Raw genomic sequence first — 18037 nt, 5'->3', positions numbered from 1 at the left:
GCTGCCCGGCCTATATGGCATGCAGCACTGTATTGTTCAAGCATTACACTTGATCTGCGCGGTTCAGCCCCGGCGCGATCCACGCCGACAGGATCAGCTGTGCCATATGATAGACGAGGATCGGGACCAGCACCATGCCGGCGATCGCGGGCGGAAACAGCGTCGCGGCGAGCGGCGCACCGACCGCGATGCTTTTTTGCGCGCCCGAAAACAGCAGGGTGATGCGATCGGGCCGCGCGAGCCGCAGCAGCGCGCCCAGGCCCCACGCGCCGCCGAAGGACAGCGCGAGCAGGATGGCGACAGCGCCAAAGACGATGCCGATCTCGCGGCCGTCGAGCTGGTCCCAGATGCCCGCGACCACCGCCGCGGAAAAGGCAACATAGACCGCCACCGCGATCGCGGTGCGATCCATCACCGTCGTCAGCCCCTTGTGCGCCAGCACCCATGGACGCAGCCAGCGCTGCGCGAACTGCCCCGCGATGAAGGGCAGCAATAGGATCGCGACGATCCGCAACGCCGCCGCGCCGCTGATCTCGCCCGCGCTGCCCGCGAGCGCCGCGAACAATAGCGGCGCGGCGATGACCCCGATCAGGTTGAGCAGCGCCGCCGCGACGACGCTGGCCGCGACATTGCCCCCCGCCATGCTGCTCGCCGCGGTCGCCGACTGGACGGTCGAGGGCAGGATGCCGAGGAACAGGAACCCCAGCGCGAGCGCCCCGGGCAGGAAGGCCGCGGTCGCTTGCTGCGCGCCGAGCCCTAGCAGTGCCATAATGCCGAAGCAGAAAAGCAGCGCGCTGCCCTGTAGTTTCCAGTTGCGGACGCCGTGCAGCACTTCGTCGCGGGGCAACCGCACACCGTTCAGGAAAAACAGCAAGACGATCGCCGCGGTCGACACCCCCTGCGCCAACGGCACCGCGGCGCCGCGCACCGGCAGCAGGCTGGCGAGCAGGATCGTCGCGAGCAGGATCGGGACAAAGCGGTCGGGAAAGACGCGGGCGAGCATGACGGGGAGCGATGGCGGGGTGAGGGTGGTTTGGCAAGATCATCGTCGCCCCCGCGAAGGCGGGGGCCGAGGCGGCCTTATTCTGCGCGGCTGCGTGAACCGACGGCGGCCGCGTTCAGAGGCACGTGACTCTGAAACGCCCTTCGCGGGGGCGACGAACTCAAATCCGCTCGCATCGAGCGAATTCGAGATGTCCATCACTCGCACCCGCCTTCACGGTGTCTCGACTTCGCTCGACACGAACGGAGAGTTGGATAGACCGACGCGATGGCCATAATCCTGATTCTCGCCGCGCTCCCTGAAGAAGCCAACGCGCTGTTCCCGGGCGTCGGCACCCGCCAAGACGACCCGATCGCCGTCCGCCGCCTGACCGCTCACAACCACTACCTCGCCATCGCCACCTGCGGGCTCGGCAAGGTCAACGCCGCGCTCGCCGTCGGCCTGCTCGGAACCGAAGTAGACATATTGCTGATGACCGGCACCTGCGGCGCGCTTGGCGCTGCACCAGGCGCGTACTGGATCGCCGAGGCGGTCCAGCATGACTATGGCGCGAGCCAGCCCGGCTTGTTCCGCCGCTACCGCGCGGGTGACTGGCCGCTGGGCGAGCCGGGTGAGGCGCATTTTACCGCGTTACCCGATCCCGACCTCGGCCTGCCGCACGCGCGCATCGCCAGCGGCGACAGCTTTATCGCCTGCCCCGCTGCCGCGGCCGACCTGCAAGCGCTCGGCGCGACGCTGGTCGATATGGAGGTCGGCGCGGTCGCGCAGGCGGCGGCGCGTCTGGGCAAGCCCTGGGCCGCAATCAAGGCGGTGACCGACGACGCCAATGACGCGAGCGGCGGCGATTTCCAGACGAATTTGCGCCGCGCGGCGCGGCTGGCGGCGGCGGAGATCGAGCGGCTGGTGGCGATGCTGTAGTCAAAGGCGGGTGTTGACCGGTTGCGGACGTTCCGCATTTCTCGACTTCGTCATCCCCGCGAAACTGGGGCCCAAAGCGTGCGTCGGCGGGCCTGTCCCTGGGTTCCCGCTTTGGCGGGAATGACGAGAGTAGCGAATGTCCGCTCCCCACCCCAGAGCGATCGTCCCTCACTCATAACTCAAATGCGTCGCCTTGCCGCGAAAGATCCAGTGCGACAGGATCGAATAGCCGAGGATCACCGGCAGCACGACCAGTGCGCCGATCAGGATGATGCTCAGCGCCTCGGGACTCGCGGCTGCCTGCCAGATGTCGAGCCGGTCGGCGATCAGATAGGGATAAAAGCTGTAGGCGATGCCGACGAAGCCCAGCGCGAACAGGATGCCCGCCACCGCCAGCGGCACCCATGACAGTTCGTCCTTCGCCCGCAGCGGCCGACGCAGGAAAATCGCGAGGCCGATGAACAAGGTTGCGGCGGCGATCGGGATTGGCAGCAGCGCGATAATCTCGGGCAGGCGGAACCAGCGGTCGAAGATGCGCTCCGACAGCAGCGGCGTCGCGATCGAGATGATCGCCATCGCGAGAGCTGTCGCCCACAGGCTGATCTCGGCCCAGCGCACCGCGCGCTTCTGCAACTCGCCTTCGACCTTGTAGATCAGCCAGCACGCGCCGACGAAGACATAGCCCGCGACCAGCCCCAAGGCGGCAAGCAGGCAGAACAGCACCGCCGCCAGGCTCTGGTCGAACCCCAGCACATAGGCGCCGAGCATATAGCCCTGACACAGCGCGGTGAGCAGCGACCCGGCGAAAAACGCATGGTCCCAGCGCTGCTTGTGTTCGGGCGCCGCCTTGGCGCGGAACTCGAAACTGACCCCGCGCAGGATCAGCGCGATCAGCATCAGCACCACCGGCAAATACAGCTGGGTCAGGATCAGCCCGTGCGCGACTGGAAACGCCACCAGCAGCAACCCGATCCCGAGCACCAGCCAGGTCTCGTTGGCGTCCCAGAACGGCCCGATCGACGCGATCATCAGGTCGCGGTTCTCGTCCTGCTCGAGCCGCGTCAGCATGCCGACGCCAAGGTCATAGCCGTCGAGGATGACATAGAGCAGGATCGACAGCCCCATCAGCCCGGCAAAGATGACGGGAAGCCACCAGGGATCGATGAACGGGGTCATGCGGGCGCCTCCGATTGCGGTTCGGCCGGACCTTCGGCGACTCCCGGCAGCGGGAACATCGGCTTGCCCGCCGGCGCCGCCTTGCCCAGTCGCGCGAGGCGATAGAGCACCGCGATATAGGCGGTCAGCAGCACCGCATAGACCGCCAGATACAGCGTCAGCGAACTCGCGACCATCGCGCTGCCGACCGGGCCGACCGCATCGGCGGTCCTGAGCACCCCGGTGACCAGCCACGGCTGGCGCCCGATTTCGGTGACGTACCAGCCCGCCAGCGTCGCAATCCAGCCGCTGAAGGTCATCGCGACGAGCGCCCGCACCAGCCAGCGCGGCATCGCATCGACCCCGCGGCGGCGGATCGTCCAAGCGGCGAGCCACGACAGCGCCAGCATCAGCATGCCGATCCCAACCATGACCCGGAACCCCCAGAACAGCGGCCCGACTGGAGGATGGTTGCCCGCGTAATCGTTGAGCCCGGGGACAACGCCCGCCGCTTCATGCTTCAGGATCAGACTGGCGCCCGACGGCACCGCTATTTCCAGATGGTTGGTCCGCGCCGCCTCGTCGGGGATCGCGAACAGCACCAGCGGCACATGGCTGCGCGTTTCCCAATTCGCCTCCATCGCCGCGATTTTTTGCGGCTGATGCTCCAGCGTGTTCAAGCCATGCATGTCGCCAACGAAAATCTGCACCGGGATCAGCACCGCCGCGGCATAGACGGCGGCTTTCAATGTCCGCCGCACGCCCTCGCCGCCGCCGTCCTTCAGCCAGCGCCACGCCGACATCCCGGCGATCATGAAGGCGACCGTCAGCGCCGAGGCGATCAGCATATGGGTCAGCCGGTACGGCATCGACGGGTTAAAGATGATCGCCCACCAGTCGGTCGCATGGACGACACCATCGCGAATCTCGTATCCCACCGGCGTCTGCATCCAGCTGTTCAGGACAATGATCCAGAACGCCGACAATGTCGTGCCGCCTGCGACCAGCAGCGTCGCCATGGTGTGGACCCAGTTCGGCACCCGGCTGAACCCGAACAGCATGATGCCAAGGAACACCGCCTCGAGGAAAAAGGCGGTCAACACCTCATAGGCGAGCAGCGGCCCGGCGACGTTGCCGACCTTTTCCATATAGCCCGGCCAGTTGGTCCCGAACTGGAAACTCATCGTGATCCCCGACACGACCCCCATCGCGAAGCTGAGCGCGAACACCTTCACCCACAGTCGGTAAGCGTCCATCCACGCACCGTCTTTGGTGCGGTTATAGGCGAGCTTGAAGCCAAGCAGCGCCCAGCCGAGCGCGATGGTTATCGTCGGGAACAGGATGTGGAAGCTGATGTTCGCCGCGAACTGGATGCGCGCGAGGATCAGCGGGTCAAGATTGTCCATCGTCGGTCTCCGTCGCGGGCGCGGCTTTGCTGCGGCCGAGCATGCGGTCCTTGAATTCGAGCGCCTTCACGACCCGTTCGCCCAGCCGCAGCAGCTGGAGCAACCGTTCGTTGTCGAGCCGCCGCATCTCGGCATACCAGTCGGTCAGCAGTTCGATCTGTTCGTGCATCGCCGCGATGCGTTCCTGCGCGAAGCGATCGGACGCATCGGTCGCGGGTTCCATCAGCAAAGTGCGCAGAGTCGTCAGTGTGGGGTCGATCTCGCGCTTCTTGCGTTCCTCGACCAGGGTGCGGAAAATCGCCCACACGTCGCGCGGCGTTTCATAATAGTCGCGGCGGTCGCCGGGGACGTGGCGGAGCTGGACCAAATTCCAGCTCGCCAGTTCCTTCAGTCCCATCGACACGCTGCCGCGCGACAGGGTCAGCGCGTCGGCGATCTCTTCGGCATGACGCGGGGCGTCGGCCAGGAACAGCATCGCATAAATCTGGCCGACGGTGCGGTTGATCCCCCAGCGGCTCCCCATCTCGCCGAAATGCAGGACAAAGGCCTGCGCGAGCGGGGAGAGCCGGAATGGTGATGACGGGGAGGCCGCTGGGGAAACCGGGCGCGAATCGGGGGCGGGGGACAAATCCATGCCGGCGCTATATCCGGTAATTTCTAAAGTTTCAATAATTATTGAACCTTTTGTTGGCGGGTTGACCCAGTGACAACTTTGCCAACTTCGGCAATCATGTTGCGCCGCAGCACCCATTCTGTTAAGGGCGCGGCGTTTCGCGGCGCTCCGGGCGCTGCCCCCTCCCATCAAGGCCCGTTCCCGCATGTCTCTGCGCAATATTGCCATAATCGCTCACGTCGATCATGGAAAAACCACCCTCGTCGATCAGCTTTTCCGCCAGTCGGGCACCTTCCGCGACAACCAGCGCGTCGAAGAACGCGCGATGGATTCGAACGACCTCGAAAAGGAACGCGGGATCACGATCCTCGCGAAATGCACCAGCGTCGAGTGGGGTGAAGGCGCCGACCTGACCCGCATCAACATCGTCGACACCCCCGGACACGCCGATTTCGGCGGTGAGGTCGAGCGGATCCTGAGCATGGTCGACGGCGTCATCCTGCTCGTCGATGCCGCCGAAGGCCCGATGCCGCAGACCAAGTTCGTCACCGGCAAGGCGCTCGCGCTCGGCCTGAAGCCGATCGTTGTCGTCAACAAGATCGACCGCAGCGACGCGCGCGCCGCCGAAGTGCTCGACGAAGTATTCGAGCTGTTCCTGGCGCTCGAAGCGAATGACGAACAGCTCGACTTCCCGATCCTCTACGCCTCGGGCCGCGGCGGCTATGCCTCGGAAAGCCCCGACGCGCGTGAAGGCACGCTCGAACCGCTGTTCAAGACGATCGTCAGCCACGTGCCCACCCCCGGCCTGCCCGAAGACGGTCCGTTCACCTTCCTCGCCACCCTGCTCGACCGCGATAACTTCATTGGCCGCATCCTGACCGGGCGCGTCCAGTCGGGGACGATCAAGGTCAACCAGCCGATCCACGCGATCGACATGGACGGCAAGGTGATCGAGACCGGCCGCGCGTCGAAGCTGCTGGCGTTCCGCGGGCTCGAGCGCGTTCCCGTCGAGGAAGCGCGCGCGGGCGACATCGTCGCGATCGCCGGCCTGGCGCTGGCGACCGTCGCCAACACCATCGCCGACACCAGCGTGAGCGAGCCGATCGCCGCGCAGCCGATCGATCCGCCGACGCTGTCGATGCGCTTTGCGGTCAATGATTCGCCGATGGCGGGCCGCGAGGGCAGCAAGGTCACGAGCCGGATGATCCGCGACCGTCTGTTCCGCGAAGCCGAAACCAATGTTGCGATCCGCATCACCGAAAGTGCCGACAAGGACAGCTTTGAAGTCGCCGGCCGCGGCGAGCTTCAGCTGGGCGTGCTGATCGAAACGATGCGCCGCGAAGGCTTCGAACTCGGCATCAGCCGCCCGCGCGTGCTGTTCGGCGAAGACGAAAATGGCAAGCGCACCGAACCTTATGAAACCGTCGTCATCGACGTCGACGACGAACATAGCGGCACGGTCGTCGAGAAGATGCAGATCCGCAAGGCCGACCTGACCGACATGCGTCCGTCGGGCGGCGGCAAGACGCGCATCACCTTCAGCGGCCCGTCGCGCGGCCTGATCGGCTATCACGGCGAATTCCTGTCCGACACGCGCGGCACCGGGATCATGAACCGCCTGTTCGAAAAATATGGCCCGCACAAGGGTCCGATCGAAGGCCGCAAGAACGGCGTGCTGATCTCGAACGGCAATGGCGAAGCGGTGGCTTACGCCCTGGGCCCGCTCGAAGAGCGCGGCATCCTGTTCGTGTCGCCCGGCGAGGCGCTGTACGAAGGCATGATCATCGGCGAAAATGCCAAGCCCGATGACCTGGAAGTCAACCCGATGAAGTCGAAGCAGCTGACGAACTTCCGTTCGACCGGCAAGGACGACGCGATCCGCCTGACCCCGCCGAAGCGGATGACGCTGGAACAGGCGATCGCGTACATCGACGATGACGAAATGGTCGAAGTGACCCCGAAAAACATCCGTATCCGCAAGGGCCTGCTCGACCCGCACGAGCGCAAGAAAGCATCGCGCAAGAAAGAAGCGGCATAAGATACAGACCGGCGGCCCCAAAGGCCGCCGGTTTTGCGTTGGGTGCGGCCCGCTTTCCCGCTCGCACCTCCCTATCCGTTCGCGCCTCCCTTTCCGTTCGTGTCGAGCGAAGTCGAGACACGCGAAGGCATGCGCGCGCCAAGCGTGTCTCGACTTCGCTCGACACGAACGGTTACAGGTGGTGACCGGTATCCGAGGACGACGTCCTTTCGCGACAGCGCATCACCCCGCCCCGTCAGGCAGATCGAACACATCGCGCAGCCCGCTGCCGCCGCCGGGTGGGGTAGCGGGCAGAAAGGTGACGACCGCCCCGGTGCCGACGCCAAAGGCGTCGCACAGTTGAACCTGCCGGAACGGGTGCCGCCGCACGGCACCGTCGGCGTGGAGCGCGGGGATATTGCCGACCGGCGATTCGCGGTCGAGCGTCTGCGTCGCCATCGCCGCCGCCAGTCCGTTGCGGTGTCCCGCGCGCAGTGTCGGCGGGATGATGCGGTCCAGCGTCGCCCTGATCATCACCGCATCCGAATAGCCGAACATCCGCGCGCAGCCCGCCGACCAGTATCGGGCGATGCTATGGCGATCGACCAGTAGCTGAGCGGCATCGTCGGTGGGTGATGAGGGGGATGGATTGTGGGTAATGCCGCCCGACTAATTTGCATGGCTGATGCCTACAACGAAGTGGGAGGTCATCGTGAACGTCAGCAACCCACCGGTGCGATACCGCAAGAGCGTGCCCGACAGCTGCATCAACTGACGATCACCGAAGGCCTTGGGTCGCCAGGCCCGCCGCATGCCCGCTGAGGTCAGCGACCCGAAATTGCGGTTGGTCAGGCGGCAGGTCGAGGGGGGGGGCACTAGCGAATCGCCGTCGGGCAATGGCTAGTAGGCTCACCGATTAACATGGCGCCAATTCGAGCCAAATCTCCTCTTGGTATCAATAACCGCGCAATAGCGGTTGTGCGCTAGTCTCCCAAACTGGGCTCATTCAGTGGATCGGGAGACCCAACGCACTCTTGCGTCGATGCTGAAGAAACAGCCGAAAACCTTGAAAAAATCGAGTTTAGCTCGTCAAAGGTATCGGCCTCCCGCGCGTCGACAGCTTTGAGATAGAGATTTTTGAGTCGGCCAACTTGGATATTCGCCCGACCGCAGAACGTCTTAAATATCGGCTTTCCGGGCACGTCGATCTTCCATCTACCTGTTCCGCCCGTGATATATGTTAGAAATTCGTCGTAAGTGCTTTCTGTCGCATCGCGGATGGCTGTTAAGTCTAGAGCTGCTGCATTGCGGAGCTGCTCCGTTTCTGCCCTTTCCGAAATTGACGCGATCAAAGCCGCTCTATCCAAATCATGGACGCCGCTCGGCATGAGAGTTACATTGCCGCATAGCTGACGGAATTTGTGCGATACACGAAGAGCTACAGCATATCCGATCTTCTCGAGAGCTAGGTTCTCGAGGCAATTTTCAATCGCTGCAGGGTCTCGTAACCAAGATTCATCATCTTCAATTGTCTCAAAACATGCTGCAAGTATTTTACTATCAAGAAAATAGTTCTCCAAATGGTATCTAGGTAGTTGCTCCATTTTACCTGAAGAAGAAATTACCTGACCGGAATCTCTGTCGGCTAGCATGAAAAAATCGACACCCCAAACGGCCTTATCGAGTACAGTTGTTACCAAGTGACTGAAATTTTCTATTGTCTGTTTCCCGCCGCCTGCAACGAGGACTAGATCTGGGAATCTGTTTGCCAAAATTTGAGAGTAGGTTCGCTTGTCGAGGCTTGCATCGGTGCCTTCGATCACCACAATTTTTCGACCTAGTGAGAGCACTCCGACCGAATGTCCCAATTGATGCATCGCTTCGGTCGTTGCATCCCCCGGTTTTACAATTATCGCTTGGTTTGAGCCATCATTTTTCCGTGGGGTCAAAAATACCACGCTGTCTTCCAATGAGCTACTAACGAGATCTGGCGAATGAGAAAGAAAGAAAAACTGATTATTGTTTCCTATAGAACGTAAGGTTGCGACCATTCGAATCAATAATTCTGGATGAAGATGCACCTCAGGTTCGTCAAAAAATATTATGCAATCGTTCGGATTCCGCAATATGAAATCAAATGTAACGTTCAATACCTCTCGTTCTCCACTACTTAGTGTAGATATCGATCTTTCTTCTCCATCTTCTTCGTACATCAAATTTTGTGAGCTTAGATCCGCGCGTGTTAGTCTCTTAGGACCGAGCATTTTAAAGAATGCGTCTTTAAAAGGAGCAAGAGGATCAGAGAACTGGAGATTCATGCTATCGTAGCCTTGACCACGAAGCTCTATTGCTCGGTTAGCGATAGATGTTTTTTGGTTCTGTATCTTTTTAAATATTGCATGTTGCGTGTCTTGCCACCTACCAGCAAGCCCCTGCATAGGTAAATCCCAGGATACGTTTTCAATATAGGGATCAGCAAAATCAAAGGCGAACGATAGCGCTTTAACCTGTTGAATTGAACGTCCACTTTCAAAATATAGAACGCCGCTTTGATAGTTTCGCCGGAGCTTATTTGCTTGCATTACCTGCATCAATCGCTGAATTCCGTTCCCCGAGGTGGACAAAGTTTTACTTCCAAACTTGCTTTCCTCGTCTTTGGAAGTTGCCTCGATTATCAGCTCTACCCCAGTAGGGGACCCTCTAAACGCGTTAAGAAGGCTGGTAATCAGCCGTGTCTTGCCGACCCCATTGGGTCCAGCAATTACGACTAGGTCGGACAGGTCGCTGACATCAAAATGCTGAATCGGCGGCTGATTTTCAACCTTGATTGAGGAAATGCGCATCCAGAAACTACCCCATATGGTTCGTTGTTATGCACATTAAATATATGCCAACGGACGTTATCCGCAGTTTGCCAATAAGCGGGTTTGATTGGCATGAATCTGCACTCACAAGGGAGGCGAAGAATTGTCAAAGGGCAAGTGGGAACATAAATAGAACAAAAATGCTTTCCTACAAAATTTCCGTCTGACATATCCTGTTCGGTTTGATTGCTCGACTTCACTCGGGCCAAGCAGGAGGAAAGACATGCAGAACCGCACCCCGATCGCGAAGGAGGCGCGGCCGCCGCTGCCTGACTTTACGCCGGTGCCGCGCAAATATCGGCACGACGGGTGGACGCCCGAGCGGCAGAAGGCGTTCATATCGGCGCTGGCCGATACCGGGTCGGTCACCCGCGCGGCGGCGATGGTGAATATGGCGCAGGTGAACTGCTATACGCTGCGGCGCGCGCCCGGTGCGGAGAGCTTTCGGCGGGCGTGGGAGGCGGCGCTGGATTTCGGGGTCGCGCGGTTGAAGGACATTGCGTTCGAACGCGCGATCGACGGCTATCTGGTGCCGGTGTTCGTGGCGGGCAAGCTGATGGGCTTTCGGCGGCGGCACAATGATGCGCTGCTGATGTTCTGCCTGCGCCATTACGGGCAGGATGCGGGGGGCAAGCGGACGACGATCAACTATTTTTCGACGCGGGCGACGGCGGGGTCCTTCGAGACGCCGCTGCGCGGCTCCTCAGGACATGCGGAAGTGGGAGAGGGCGCCAGCGCCGGAGCCGCCGGGGCGGTCGCCGAGGCTTCGACGACGACGGTGCGGACGGTGATCCATGGTCCCTTGGCCGGGTCCGCGACGGGCGGCGACGTGCACGGCGGACAAGATGCGGCGGCGGGGGTGATCGAAGGGTTCGAGGGGGCGGCGCTCGATGCGCAGGCGGAGGCCGAGATCGGCGCGGCGCTGCTCGCGCTGGCCGAGCGGCAGCGCGCGATGGATGCGGCGGTCGCGGAGGATGATTTCGGCGCGGTCGCGATGCAGTTGGGCGATCCCGCGGTGCCGCTGGTGTCGCTGGGCGAGCATGATTCGCCCTATTACGGGCCGCTGCAAATGTACCCGGGCCCGATCGACGACGACCCGGTGCAGCGCATCGGCGGCGAGGCGAGCTGGGTGGCGGCGGGGGGCGACATTCCGGAGGCGTACCACGAATGGATCGCGGCGGCCGAGGCGGAGGGACGGCCGGTCCCGGCGGTCCCGCTGACGATCCCGCTGACGATGCCGCTGACGATGCCGCTGACGATGCCGGCGGATGACGGGATCGCGGCGGTGCGCAAGGCGCCTTCGCGGCGGTTGGCGCGCAAGGCGAAGGCGGCGGGGGCGGCGGAGACTGAGGAGACCGAGGGCGAGGGAGAGGCGGTGTGATCCTCCCCATGGCTTCGCCACAGGGAGGATTGCCGGACGGCGCACGGATAATGGCCTAAGCCGCCGCCGAGCGGTGCGGCCCGGGCCGATCAAGGCTAATGCGCGTTTACCGTCTTTTCATTCCGGTCCCATAGGACAGCGATGAAGGGACCGAAGTTTAGAGAGGCGATCCATGCCTATTGGTCCCGAAATGCGGCGGCTGCGCGCCGAGCATGCCGCGCTTGCCACGCTCTCAAAATTGTTGATGGACCTGATCCGCGGCCCCGAAGCGCCGCGTCCGACCGAACTCGAATCGGTGCGCGGGATGCTGCGCGATACGCTGCTGCGCCATTTGAAGTGCGAGGACTGGATTCTCTATCCGCGGTTGAAGGCGAGCGGCAATGCCGAGGTCGTCGCGCTGGCGGGTGAGTTTGTGCGCGAAATGGGGCATATCGCGCAGGATTTTGCGGCGTATGACGCGCGATGGACCGCGGCGCGGATCGCCGACGACTGGCCGGGCTTTTGTAGCGAAACCGAGGTCGTGCTCAACGTGCTGGGCATACGGATCGAGCGCGAGAATTGCGATCTCTATCCGGTCGCCGAGCAGCTCGACATGGGGTGACGCCGAAACTTCTTATTACCGTCATCGCCGCGTCACGCCTTCGCCGCAGCGCCGCAATATCGCCTCCCTAAAGCCCCCGCGACCACCGCGCCATTGTGGCGGCGGGACAAGGGGGATTTGTCGATGACGATGGAGTTCAGGAACCGCCTGCGGGGCGGCGCCGCATTGATCTTGGCGCTGGCGGCGACGCCGGGGCTGGCGGCCGAAACCGCGGGCGAGGCCGTCGATGCGGGCGGCGAGGTCGAAGAGATCGTCGTGCTCGGCCAGGGGCAAGCGCGGCAGGTGCAAGAGATTGGCGCCGCCGACATCGCGCTGGAAGTGGCGGGGATCAGCCCGCTGAAAGCCATCGACAAGCTGCCGGGGGTGAATTTTCAGGCCGCCGATCCGTTCGGCGCCTATGAATGGTCGTCGCGCATCTCGATCCGCGGTTTCGCGCAGCAGCAACTGGGCTTCACCCTCGACGGGGTGCCGCTCGGCGACATGAGCTATGGCAATCACAACGGGCTGCACATCAGCCGCGCGATCATCAGCGAAAATGTCGGCCGGGTCGAAGTCGCGCAGGGCGCGGGCTCGCTGGCGGCGGCGTCGAGCAGCAATCTGGGCGGCACGATCGAATTTTTCTCGCGCGAACCCGCCGAAACGTTCAGCGTCGAGGCGTCGGGTACCTATGGCAGCGAAGACACCAAGCGCGCGTTCGTGCGGATCGACAGCGGCGCGATCGGCGCGAACGGCCCGCGTCTGGCGCTGAGCTATGCATGGCAGGATGCCGACAAATGGAAGGGCGACGGCGTCCAGCGCCAGCATCAGGTGAACGCACGGATCGCCCAGCCGGTTGGCGACGGCCAGTTCTTCGGCTTCGTCAACTATTCGGACCGCGCCGAAAACGACTATCAGGATCTGAGCGCCGGGATGATCGGGCGATTGGGTTACCAGTGGGACAATTTCGCCAAGGATTGGGACACCGCGGTGCGGGTCGCCAAAATCTATCAGAACCAGGTCGCGCGCGCTGCGTTCAACACCGGCGTCGCCAACGGCTCGCTGCCGCTGGGTGCCGTGTTCACCGCGCCTTTTGCCGGGGTGGGCGAAGCCTTTCCGGCGCCGATCACGACGGCCGATGATGCCTATTATGACGCGTCGGGGCTCCGCAAGGACTGGCTTGCGGGGGTCGGGGTCGAGGCGCCGCTGAACGAATATTGGACGCTGAACGCGATGGGTTATTACCATGGCAACAAGGGCCGCGGGCTGTGGTTCACCCCCTATGTCACCACCCCCGGCGGCGCGCCGATCACGATCCGCACGACCGAATATGAGATCGAGCGCTATGGCATCGTCGCGAGCAGCCTGTTTACGCTTGGCGACAACCAGATCGAGCTCGGCATGTGGTATGAGGATAATGACTTCAATCAGGCGCGCCGTTTCTATGGCCTGGCCGACACCGCCGGGGCGCCGAGTCGCGGCAGCCTGACCTTCCCGAAGGATCCGCTGGCGACCCAGTGGGAGTTCGATTTCAACACCCAGACGCTGCAATATCATGTGCAGGACACGCTCGATCTGGGGCAGGTCCAGATCAACGCGGGGTGGAAGGGGCTGCGCGTCACCAATCTGGCGACCCCGGTCGTCCGCGGCGGTCTCGCCGCGGGGCGCACCGAGGCGAAGGACTGGTTCCTGCCGCAGGCCGGGGTGCTGTTCCGCCTGAACGATGATAATGAGGTGTTCGCCAGCTACACCGAAAATATGCGCGCCTTCGAAAGCTCGGCGACCGGCGGGCCGTTCGCGACGACGCAGGCGGGGTTCGACGCGCTTGACCTGAAACCCGAAACCTCGACGACTTATGAACTCGGCTTCCGCACCAAGGCGTCGCGCTTTCAGGGCGTGATCGCGGGCTATTATGTCGATTTCAAGGATTGCATCATCGCCTTTGCCAATGGGTCGGGGATTCAGGGCAATCCGGCGATCCTGCAGAATGTCGGCGATGTGCGCTCGTGGGGCGTCGAGGCGGCGGGGACGTTCCGGGTCACCCCGGACCTGTCGCTGTTCGCCTCTTATGCTTATAACAACTCCGAATATCAGGACGATGTCGTCAACGCCGCGGGGACGACCGTCGCGGCAACCGCCGGCAAGACAGTGGTCAATTCACCGCGTCACCTCGCCAAGGGTGAAATTACGTGGGACACTGGCACGTTCTTCGCGCGGCTCGGCGCCAATTACACCGGCAAGCGATACTATTCGTTCGAGAATGATGCCGAGGTCGGCGGCTTTGTGATCGTTGACGCCAGCATCGGTTACCGGCTGAACGAGCGGATTTCGGTGCAGGTCAATGCGACCAATTTGTTCGACAAGGAATATGTGTCGACGATCGGCACCAATGGTTTTGCCAACCGCGGCGACAACCAGACCCTGCTCGCCGGAGCGCCACAGCAGTTTTTTGTGACGCTGAAAGCCGGGTTCTGAAAACCCCTTTCCATTGACGATGGTGGCGCGGTCCCGCTAGGGCCGCGCCATCATTTTTTCTGGAAGTAGCACCATGACCGATACCCCCCCCGACCATATGTCGACCAACCCGCGCTCGCCCCATTTCGACATGGAGGTGCTGCAGCGCGGCATCGGCATCCGTTTCAAGGGCAAGGAACGCACTGACGTCGAGGAATATTCGATCTCGGAAGGGTGGATCCGCGTCGCCGCGGGCAAGTCGAAGGACCGTTTTGGCCAGCCGATGACGATCAAGCTGTCGGGCGAGGTCGAAGCGTGGTTCGAGGATGCGGCGGCGAGCGACGGCGACGCGGCCAAGGATGCGGGCGAGGAAGCCTAACTTTCATTCGTCATTGCGAGCGCAGCGAAGCAATCCAGAGTGGCGTACACCGCCCTGGATTGCTTCGCTGCGCTCGCAATGACGCTAATTTGAGGAGGTTGTTCGGCCCTTACTGGCCGAGTGAGGCGACGACGACTTCCAGGCCGTTGCCGGGCTTCCAGTCGTTCTGCGCCCACACCGGTGCCTTGAAGCTCGGTGCTTTGTTCGGCGTGCCGCCCGCGTAGATGAAACCCTGCACCGGATTGGCGCGCAGGCCCAAGTCGCCGATCGGCGCATACCACACGCGGACCATGCTCCAGTCGCCGGCATCGCTGACATCGACGACGCGGACATTGCGCTCGATCTGGCCGCGGCGGCCGTTGATCGGCGACCAATTGGCATGGTCGATGCGGATTTCGCGGTCGCTGACGATTTTCTTGACCACCGCGACATGGCCCAGCGGCATACCGCGGGTCCCGGCGAACGCCATCACCGCGCCCTCGCGCGGTTCGTCGCCGCGGGCATAGTCGCTGGCGGCTTGCGCCCACCAGGTCTTGGCATCGCCGCGAATGTCGACGCCCGATTCGGCGCGGGCAAAGGGGACGCATTGCAGGTAATCGCGCGCCGCCGCCGGGGCGCTGACGAGCAGGCTGGCAAGCGTCATCACGGACGCAATGGCGGCAGCCAGAAAGTTACGATGCGGCATGAAATGCGACCCCCGATGCTTGTGTTCAAGCGTTGGATCGTCCTTGCCATGCTTTGCCCGCGCCACCACCCACCACGCGACGAGCCGCGCCGCGGGTGCGGTGAGCGGCGGAACCTTTTGTTAAGCTGGTCAATTCGTCGCGCGGCAGCTTCGCTTGGTCGCCGTCAGGCTGCGGCGCTCGACGCGGATTCGGTCGAACGGAATAGTGCGAGCACGTCGGTCGCGGGCATCGGGCGGCCGTAATAATAGCCCTGGATATTGCTGCACCCCATCGCCCGGATCGTTTCGACCTCCAGCTCGGTTTCGGCGCCCTCGGCGGTCGTCGACATGCCCAGGCTGTCGGCAAGCGCGACGACGGCGCGGATGATCGCGATCGATTCGATACTGCCCTTGGCGGCACCGACGACAAAGCTGCGATCGACCTTGATCGTCGAAAATTGCGTCTTGCGTAGATAACCGAGCGACGAATAGCCGGTGCCGAAATCGTCGAGCGACAGCCGGATGCCGAGGCCGATCAGCTGATCGAGCAGCTGGGCCGCACCACCGCCGTCGCGCAGGAACACGCTTTCGGTGACTTCGATCTCCAGCCTTTGCGGGGGCAGCCCGCTTTGCGCCAACGCCGACACGACGACCGAGGCAAAATTGGGATCGGTGAGCTGGTCCGCCGACACGTTGATCGCGACCTTCAGGTTCGACGGCCATTTCATCGCTTCGTGGCACGCGGTGCGCAGCACCCATTCGCCGATCGGCGAGATCAGCCGTGCGTCTTCGGCCAGCGGGATGAAACGGCCCGGCGACACATTGCCCAGTTTCTGGTTGTTCCACCGGATCAGGGCTTCGAAGCCGTTCAGCGTGCCGTCGGCTGCGATCACCACCGGCTGGTAATAAAGTTCGAATTCGCGGCGTTCGAGCGCGCCGCGCAATTCCTGTTCCATCACCCGCCGTTCCTCGGCCTGGGCGTGGAGAGAGGCGACGTATCCGGCGACGACGTTGCCGCCGCGATCCTTGGACTTGTAGAGCGCAAGATCGGCGTTGCGGGTCAGCGTTTCGACGGTTGCGCCGTCCTGCGGCCCGATCGCAAAGCCGATGCTGGCGCCGACGAACAACTGGTGATTGTCGACGACATAGGGACGGCTGATCGTCGTGATCAGGCGCTGCGCCAGTTCTTCTGCGGCATCGGCCGACGGGACATTGTGGAGCACCACGGCGAATTCGTCGCCGCCCAGCCGCCCGCAGGTCATGCCGCGTTCCATCAATCCTTTCAGCCGCGCCGCGACCTGCGCCAGCAGCTTGTCACCGACCGGGTGGCCCAGCGTGTCGTTGACCGCCTTGAACCGGTCGAGATCGATCATCAGCATCGCGCAGCGCGACTTGGCGTCGATCGCATTGGTCAGCGCGCGCGCCAGATCTTCGTTGAGGCTGAGGCGATTGGGCAGGCCGGTCAGATTGTCGAAACGCGCCATCTTGGCGATCTGTTCGGCGGTCGCGCGCTGTTCGGTGACGTCCGACCCGACGCCGCGGAAACCGAGAAACTTGCCCGCTTCATCGAGGCGCGGCGACGCCGACAGCTCCCACCAGCGCGGTGCGCCGCCGATCGTGACCGGGACGATCAGGTTCGAAAAGCTCTCGCGCCGCTTCATCCGTTCGGCCATTTCGTGCAGGCTTTTGGGAAACAGTCCGGTGTCCCAGGCATCGCCCGACAGCGCCTGCAACAACGGCACACCTTCGAGCGTTTCGGCGGTCGCGCCCAGTGCATAGGCGAGGCGCGGCGAGACATGAACGAGGCGGCGGCTGTTGTCAGTCTGCCACAACCAGTCGGCCGAGGTTTCTTCGAATTCGCGCAGCAGCAGGCTGACCGTTTCGGTCTTTTCGTGCAGCGTTTCTTCGGCGCGGCGATAGCGGATATGACTTTGGGCAAAGCGGACGCAGAACAGGCAGAGCAGCAATCCGGCAACCAGCGCAACAGCGGCCAGATGCGGCGCCCCGGCGCGGACCAGCGCCGCGGCCGCTGACAGGCTGACCGGGGCGATGAACAGGATGCACGCCATTGGCACGCTGTGTGCGACGATGGCCAGCGTGACCATCATCAGCACCGCGATCGTCCACATCGACAGGACGTGGTCGAGCGGCGGGGTCAGGCCGTGGAGCCAGAAGGGCGCCCCCCATAGTAACGCCGAATAGAGACCGTGGCGGTTACAGAGCCGATATTCGGCGACTCCCGACAATTTTGGGTCGCCCAGCGGCAGGTTGCGAAACCGGCTATACGACCACAGACTGAACAAGATGGCGCAGCCCAGCCACCCGCCGGCGACCGGCAGCGGCACACTGTGGATCATCGTGAAGGCGGCGACCAGCGCCATGCCCAGCCCCATGAACAGCCGCAGTGCGCCGCGGCCGCGCAATGGCGCAAGCTGAAGCTGGCGGAGGTTGCCGATGTCCGCATCACGCGGCCCCAGCCCCAACAGGGTCCGCGCAGGAATCTCTTCGGCAGCTATCTGGTCCAACAAGCTCGTCACCCGGCCTGTTTAGCGCGGGGGTGTTACCCGAAGGTAACCAGCGACCTCATTTGACGCCTTTTTTGTCCA

General features: G+C 62.9%; 14 protein-coding genes. 6 read left to right on the top strand and 8 right to left on the bottom strand.

From position 1 onward, the window contains the following. Nucleotides 1–43 precede the first annotated feature (43 nt). Complete coding sequence (locus J2X44_RS16935) at nt 44–1003, bottom strand: bile acid:sodium symporter family protein (RefSeq protein WP_310086684.1); 960 nt, start codon at nt 1001–1003, stop codon at nt 44–46. Nucleotides 1004–1270: 267 nt separating this feature from the next. On the opposite strand from J2X44_RS16935, the gene J2X44_RS16930 reads away from it, so the two are divergent. Beyond that, nucleotides 1271–1921, top strand: a complete 651-nt coding sequence (locus J2X44_RS16930) for a 5'-methylthioadenosine/S-adenosylhomocysteine nucleosidase (RefSeq protein WP_310086681.1) — start codon at nt 1271–1273, stop codon at nt 1919–1921. A 168-nt stretch (nt 1922–2089) separates the two neighbouring features. On the opposite strand, the gene J2X44_RS16925 is transcribed toward J2X44_RS16930, so the two are convergent. Genes J2X44_RS16925 through J2X44_RS16915 form a run of 3 tightly spaced genes read right to left on the bottom strand, consistent with a single transcriptional unit; the run spans nt 2090 to nt 5116 of the window. Beyond that, the gene (locus tag J2X44_RS16925) at nt 2090–3097 is read right to left on the bottom strand and encodes a cytochrome d ubiquinol oxidase subunit II (protein ID WP_310086678.1); all 1008 of its coding nucleotides are present in this window, start codon (nt 3095–3097) and stop codon (nt 2090–2092) included. After that, on the bottom strand, nt 3094–4482 hold the full coding sequence (locus J2X44_RS16920) for a cytochrome ubiquinol oxidase subunit I (protein ID WP_310086675.1): 1389 nt from the start codon (nt 4480–4482) through the stop codon (nt 3094–3096). Before J2X44_RS16920 ends, J2X44_RS16925 begins: the two co-directional genes overlap by 4 nt. Next, nucleotides 4469–5116 carry a GbsR/MarR family transcriptional regulator gene (locus J2X44_RS16915; RefSeq protein WP_310086674.1) on the bottom strand — a complete coding sequence of 216 codons (648 nt, stop codon included), beginning with the start codon at nt 5114–5116 and terminating at the stop codon, nt 4469–4471. The genes J2X44_RS16920 and J2X44_RS16915 overlap by 14 nt, the downstream gene beginning before the upstream one ends. A gap of 184 nt (nt 5117–5300) precedes the next feature. Between J2X44_RS16915 and typA the strand changes: the two genes are divergently transcribed. Continuing rightward, nucleotides 5301–7133, top strand: a complete 1833-nt coding sequence (gene typA, locus J2X44_RS16910) for a translational GTPase TypA (protein WP_310086671.1) — start codon at nt 5301–5303, stop codon at nt 7131–7133. A gap of 222 nt (nt 7134–7355) precedes the next feature. Here the strand turns inward: typA and J2X44_RS16905 are convergent, their stop codons facing one another. After that, nucleotides 7356–7670 carry a hypothetical protein gene (locus tag J2X44_RS16905; RefSeq protein WP_310086668.1) on the bottom strand — a complete coding sequence of 105 codons (315 nt, stop codon included), beginning with the start codon at nt 7668–7670 and terminating at the stop codon, nt 7356–7358. A gap of 425 nt (nt 7671–8095) precedes the next feature. Beyond that, complete coding sequence (locus J2X44_RS16900; RefSeq protein WP_310086665.1) at nt 8096–9955, bottom strand: AAA family ATPase; 1860 nt, start codon at nt 9953–9955, stop codon at nt 8096–8098. Between the two features lie 244 nt (nt 9956–10199). On the opposite strand from J2X44_RS16900, the gene J2X44_RS16895 reads away from it, so the two are divergent. From J2X44_RS16895 to J2X44_RS16880, 4 genes are all read left to right on the top strand, one after another. Beyond that, nucleotides 10200–11357 (top strand): hypothetical protein, encoded by a 1158-nt coding sequence (locus tag J2X44_RS16895; RefSeq protein WP_310086662.1) that lies wholly within the window; start codon nt 10200–10202, stop codon nt 11355–11357. Between the two features lie 172 nt (nt 11358–11529). Beyond that, nucleotides 11530–11958 carry a hemerythrin domain-containing protein gene (locus J2X44_RS16890; protein ID WP_310086659.1) on the top strand — a complete coding sequence of 143 codons (429 nt, stop codon included), beginning with the start codon at nt 11530–11532 and terminating at the stop codon, nt 11956–11958. Between the two features lie 123 nt (nt 11959–12081). Further along, nucleotides 12082–14409 carry a TonB-dependent receptor domain-containing protein gene (locus J2X44_RS16885; RefSeq protein WP_310086656.1) on the top strand — a complete coding sequence of 776 codons (2328 nt, stop codon included), beginning with the start codon at nt 12082–12084 and terminating at the stop codon, nt 14407–14409. A gap of 73 nt (nt 14410–14482) precedes the next feature. Then, the gene (locus J2X44_RS16880) at nt 14483–14767 is read left to right on the top strand and encodes a DUF3297 family protein (RefSeq protein ID WP_310086653.1); all 285 of its coding nucleotides are present in this window, start codon (nt 14483–14485) and stop codon (nt 14765–14767) included. Nucleotides 14768–14876: 109 nt separating this feature from the next. Here J2X44_RS16880 and J2X44_RS16875 read toward each other — a convergent pair whose 3' ends face one another. Both J2X44_RS16875 and J2X44_RS16870 read right to left on the bottom strand, forming a co-directional pair. Further along, complete coding sequence (locus J2X44_RS16875) at nt 14877–15452, bottom strand: CHAP domain-containing protein (RefSeq protein WP_310086650.1); 576 nt, start codon at nt 15450–15452, stop codon at nt 14877–14879. Between the two features lie 164 nt (nt 15453–15616). Further along, a complete protein-coding gene (locus J2X44_RS16870) occupies nt 15617–17968 on the bottom strand; it encodes an EAL domain-containing protein (protein ID WP_310086647.1) in 2352 nt (783 codons plus the stop codon). Between the last annotated feature and the right edge of the window lie 69 nt (nt 17969–18037).

The sequence above is a fragment of the Sphingopyxis sp. BE259 genome, assembly GCF_031457495.1.
Taxonomy (GTDB): domain Bacteria; phylum Pseudomonadota; class Alphaproteobacteria; order Sphingomonadales; family Sphingomonadaceae; genus Sphingopyxis.
Note: the sequence above shows the minus strand (reverse complement) of the source record. Positions and strands in the feature narration are given on the sequence as shown.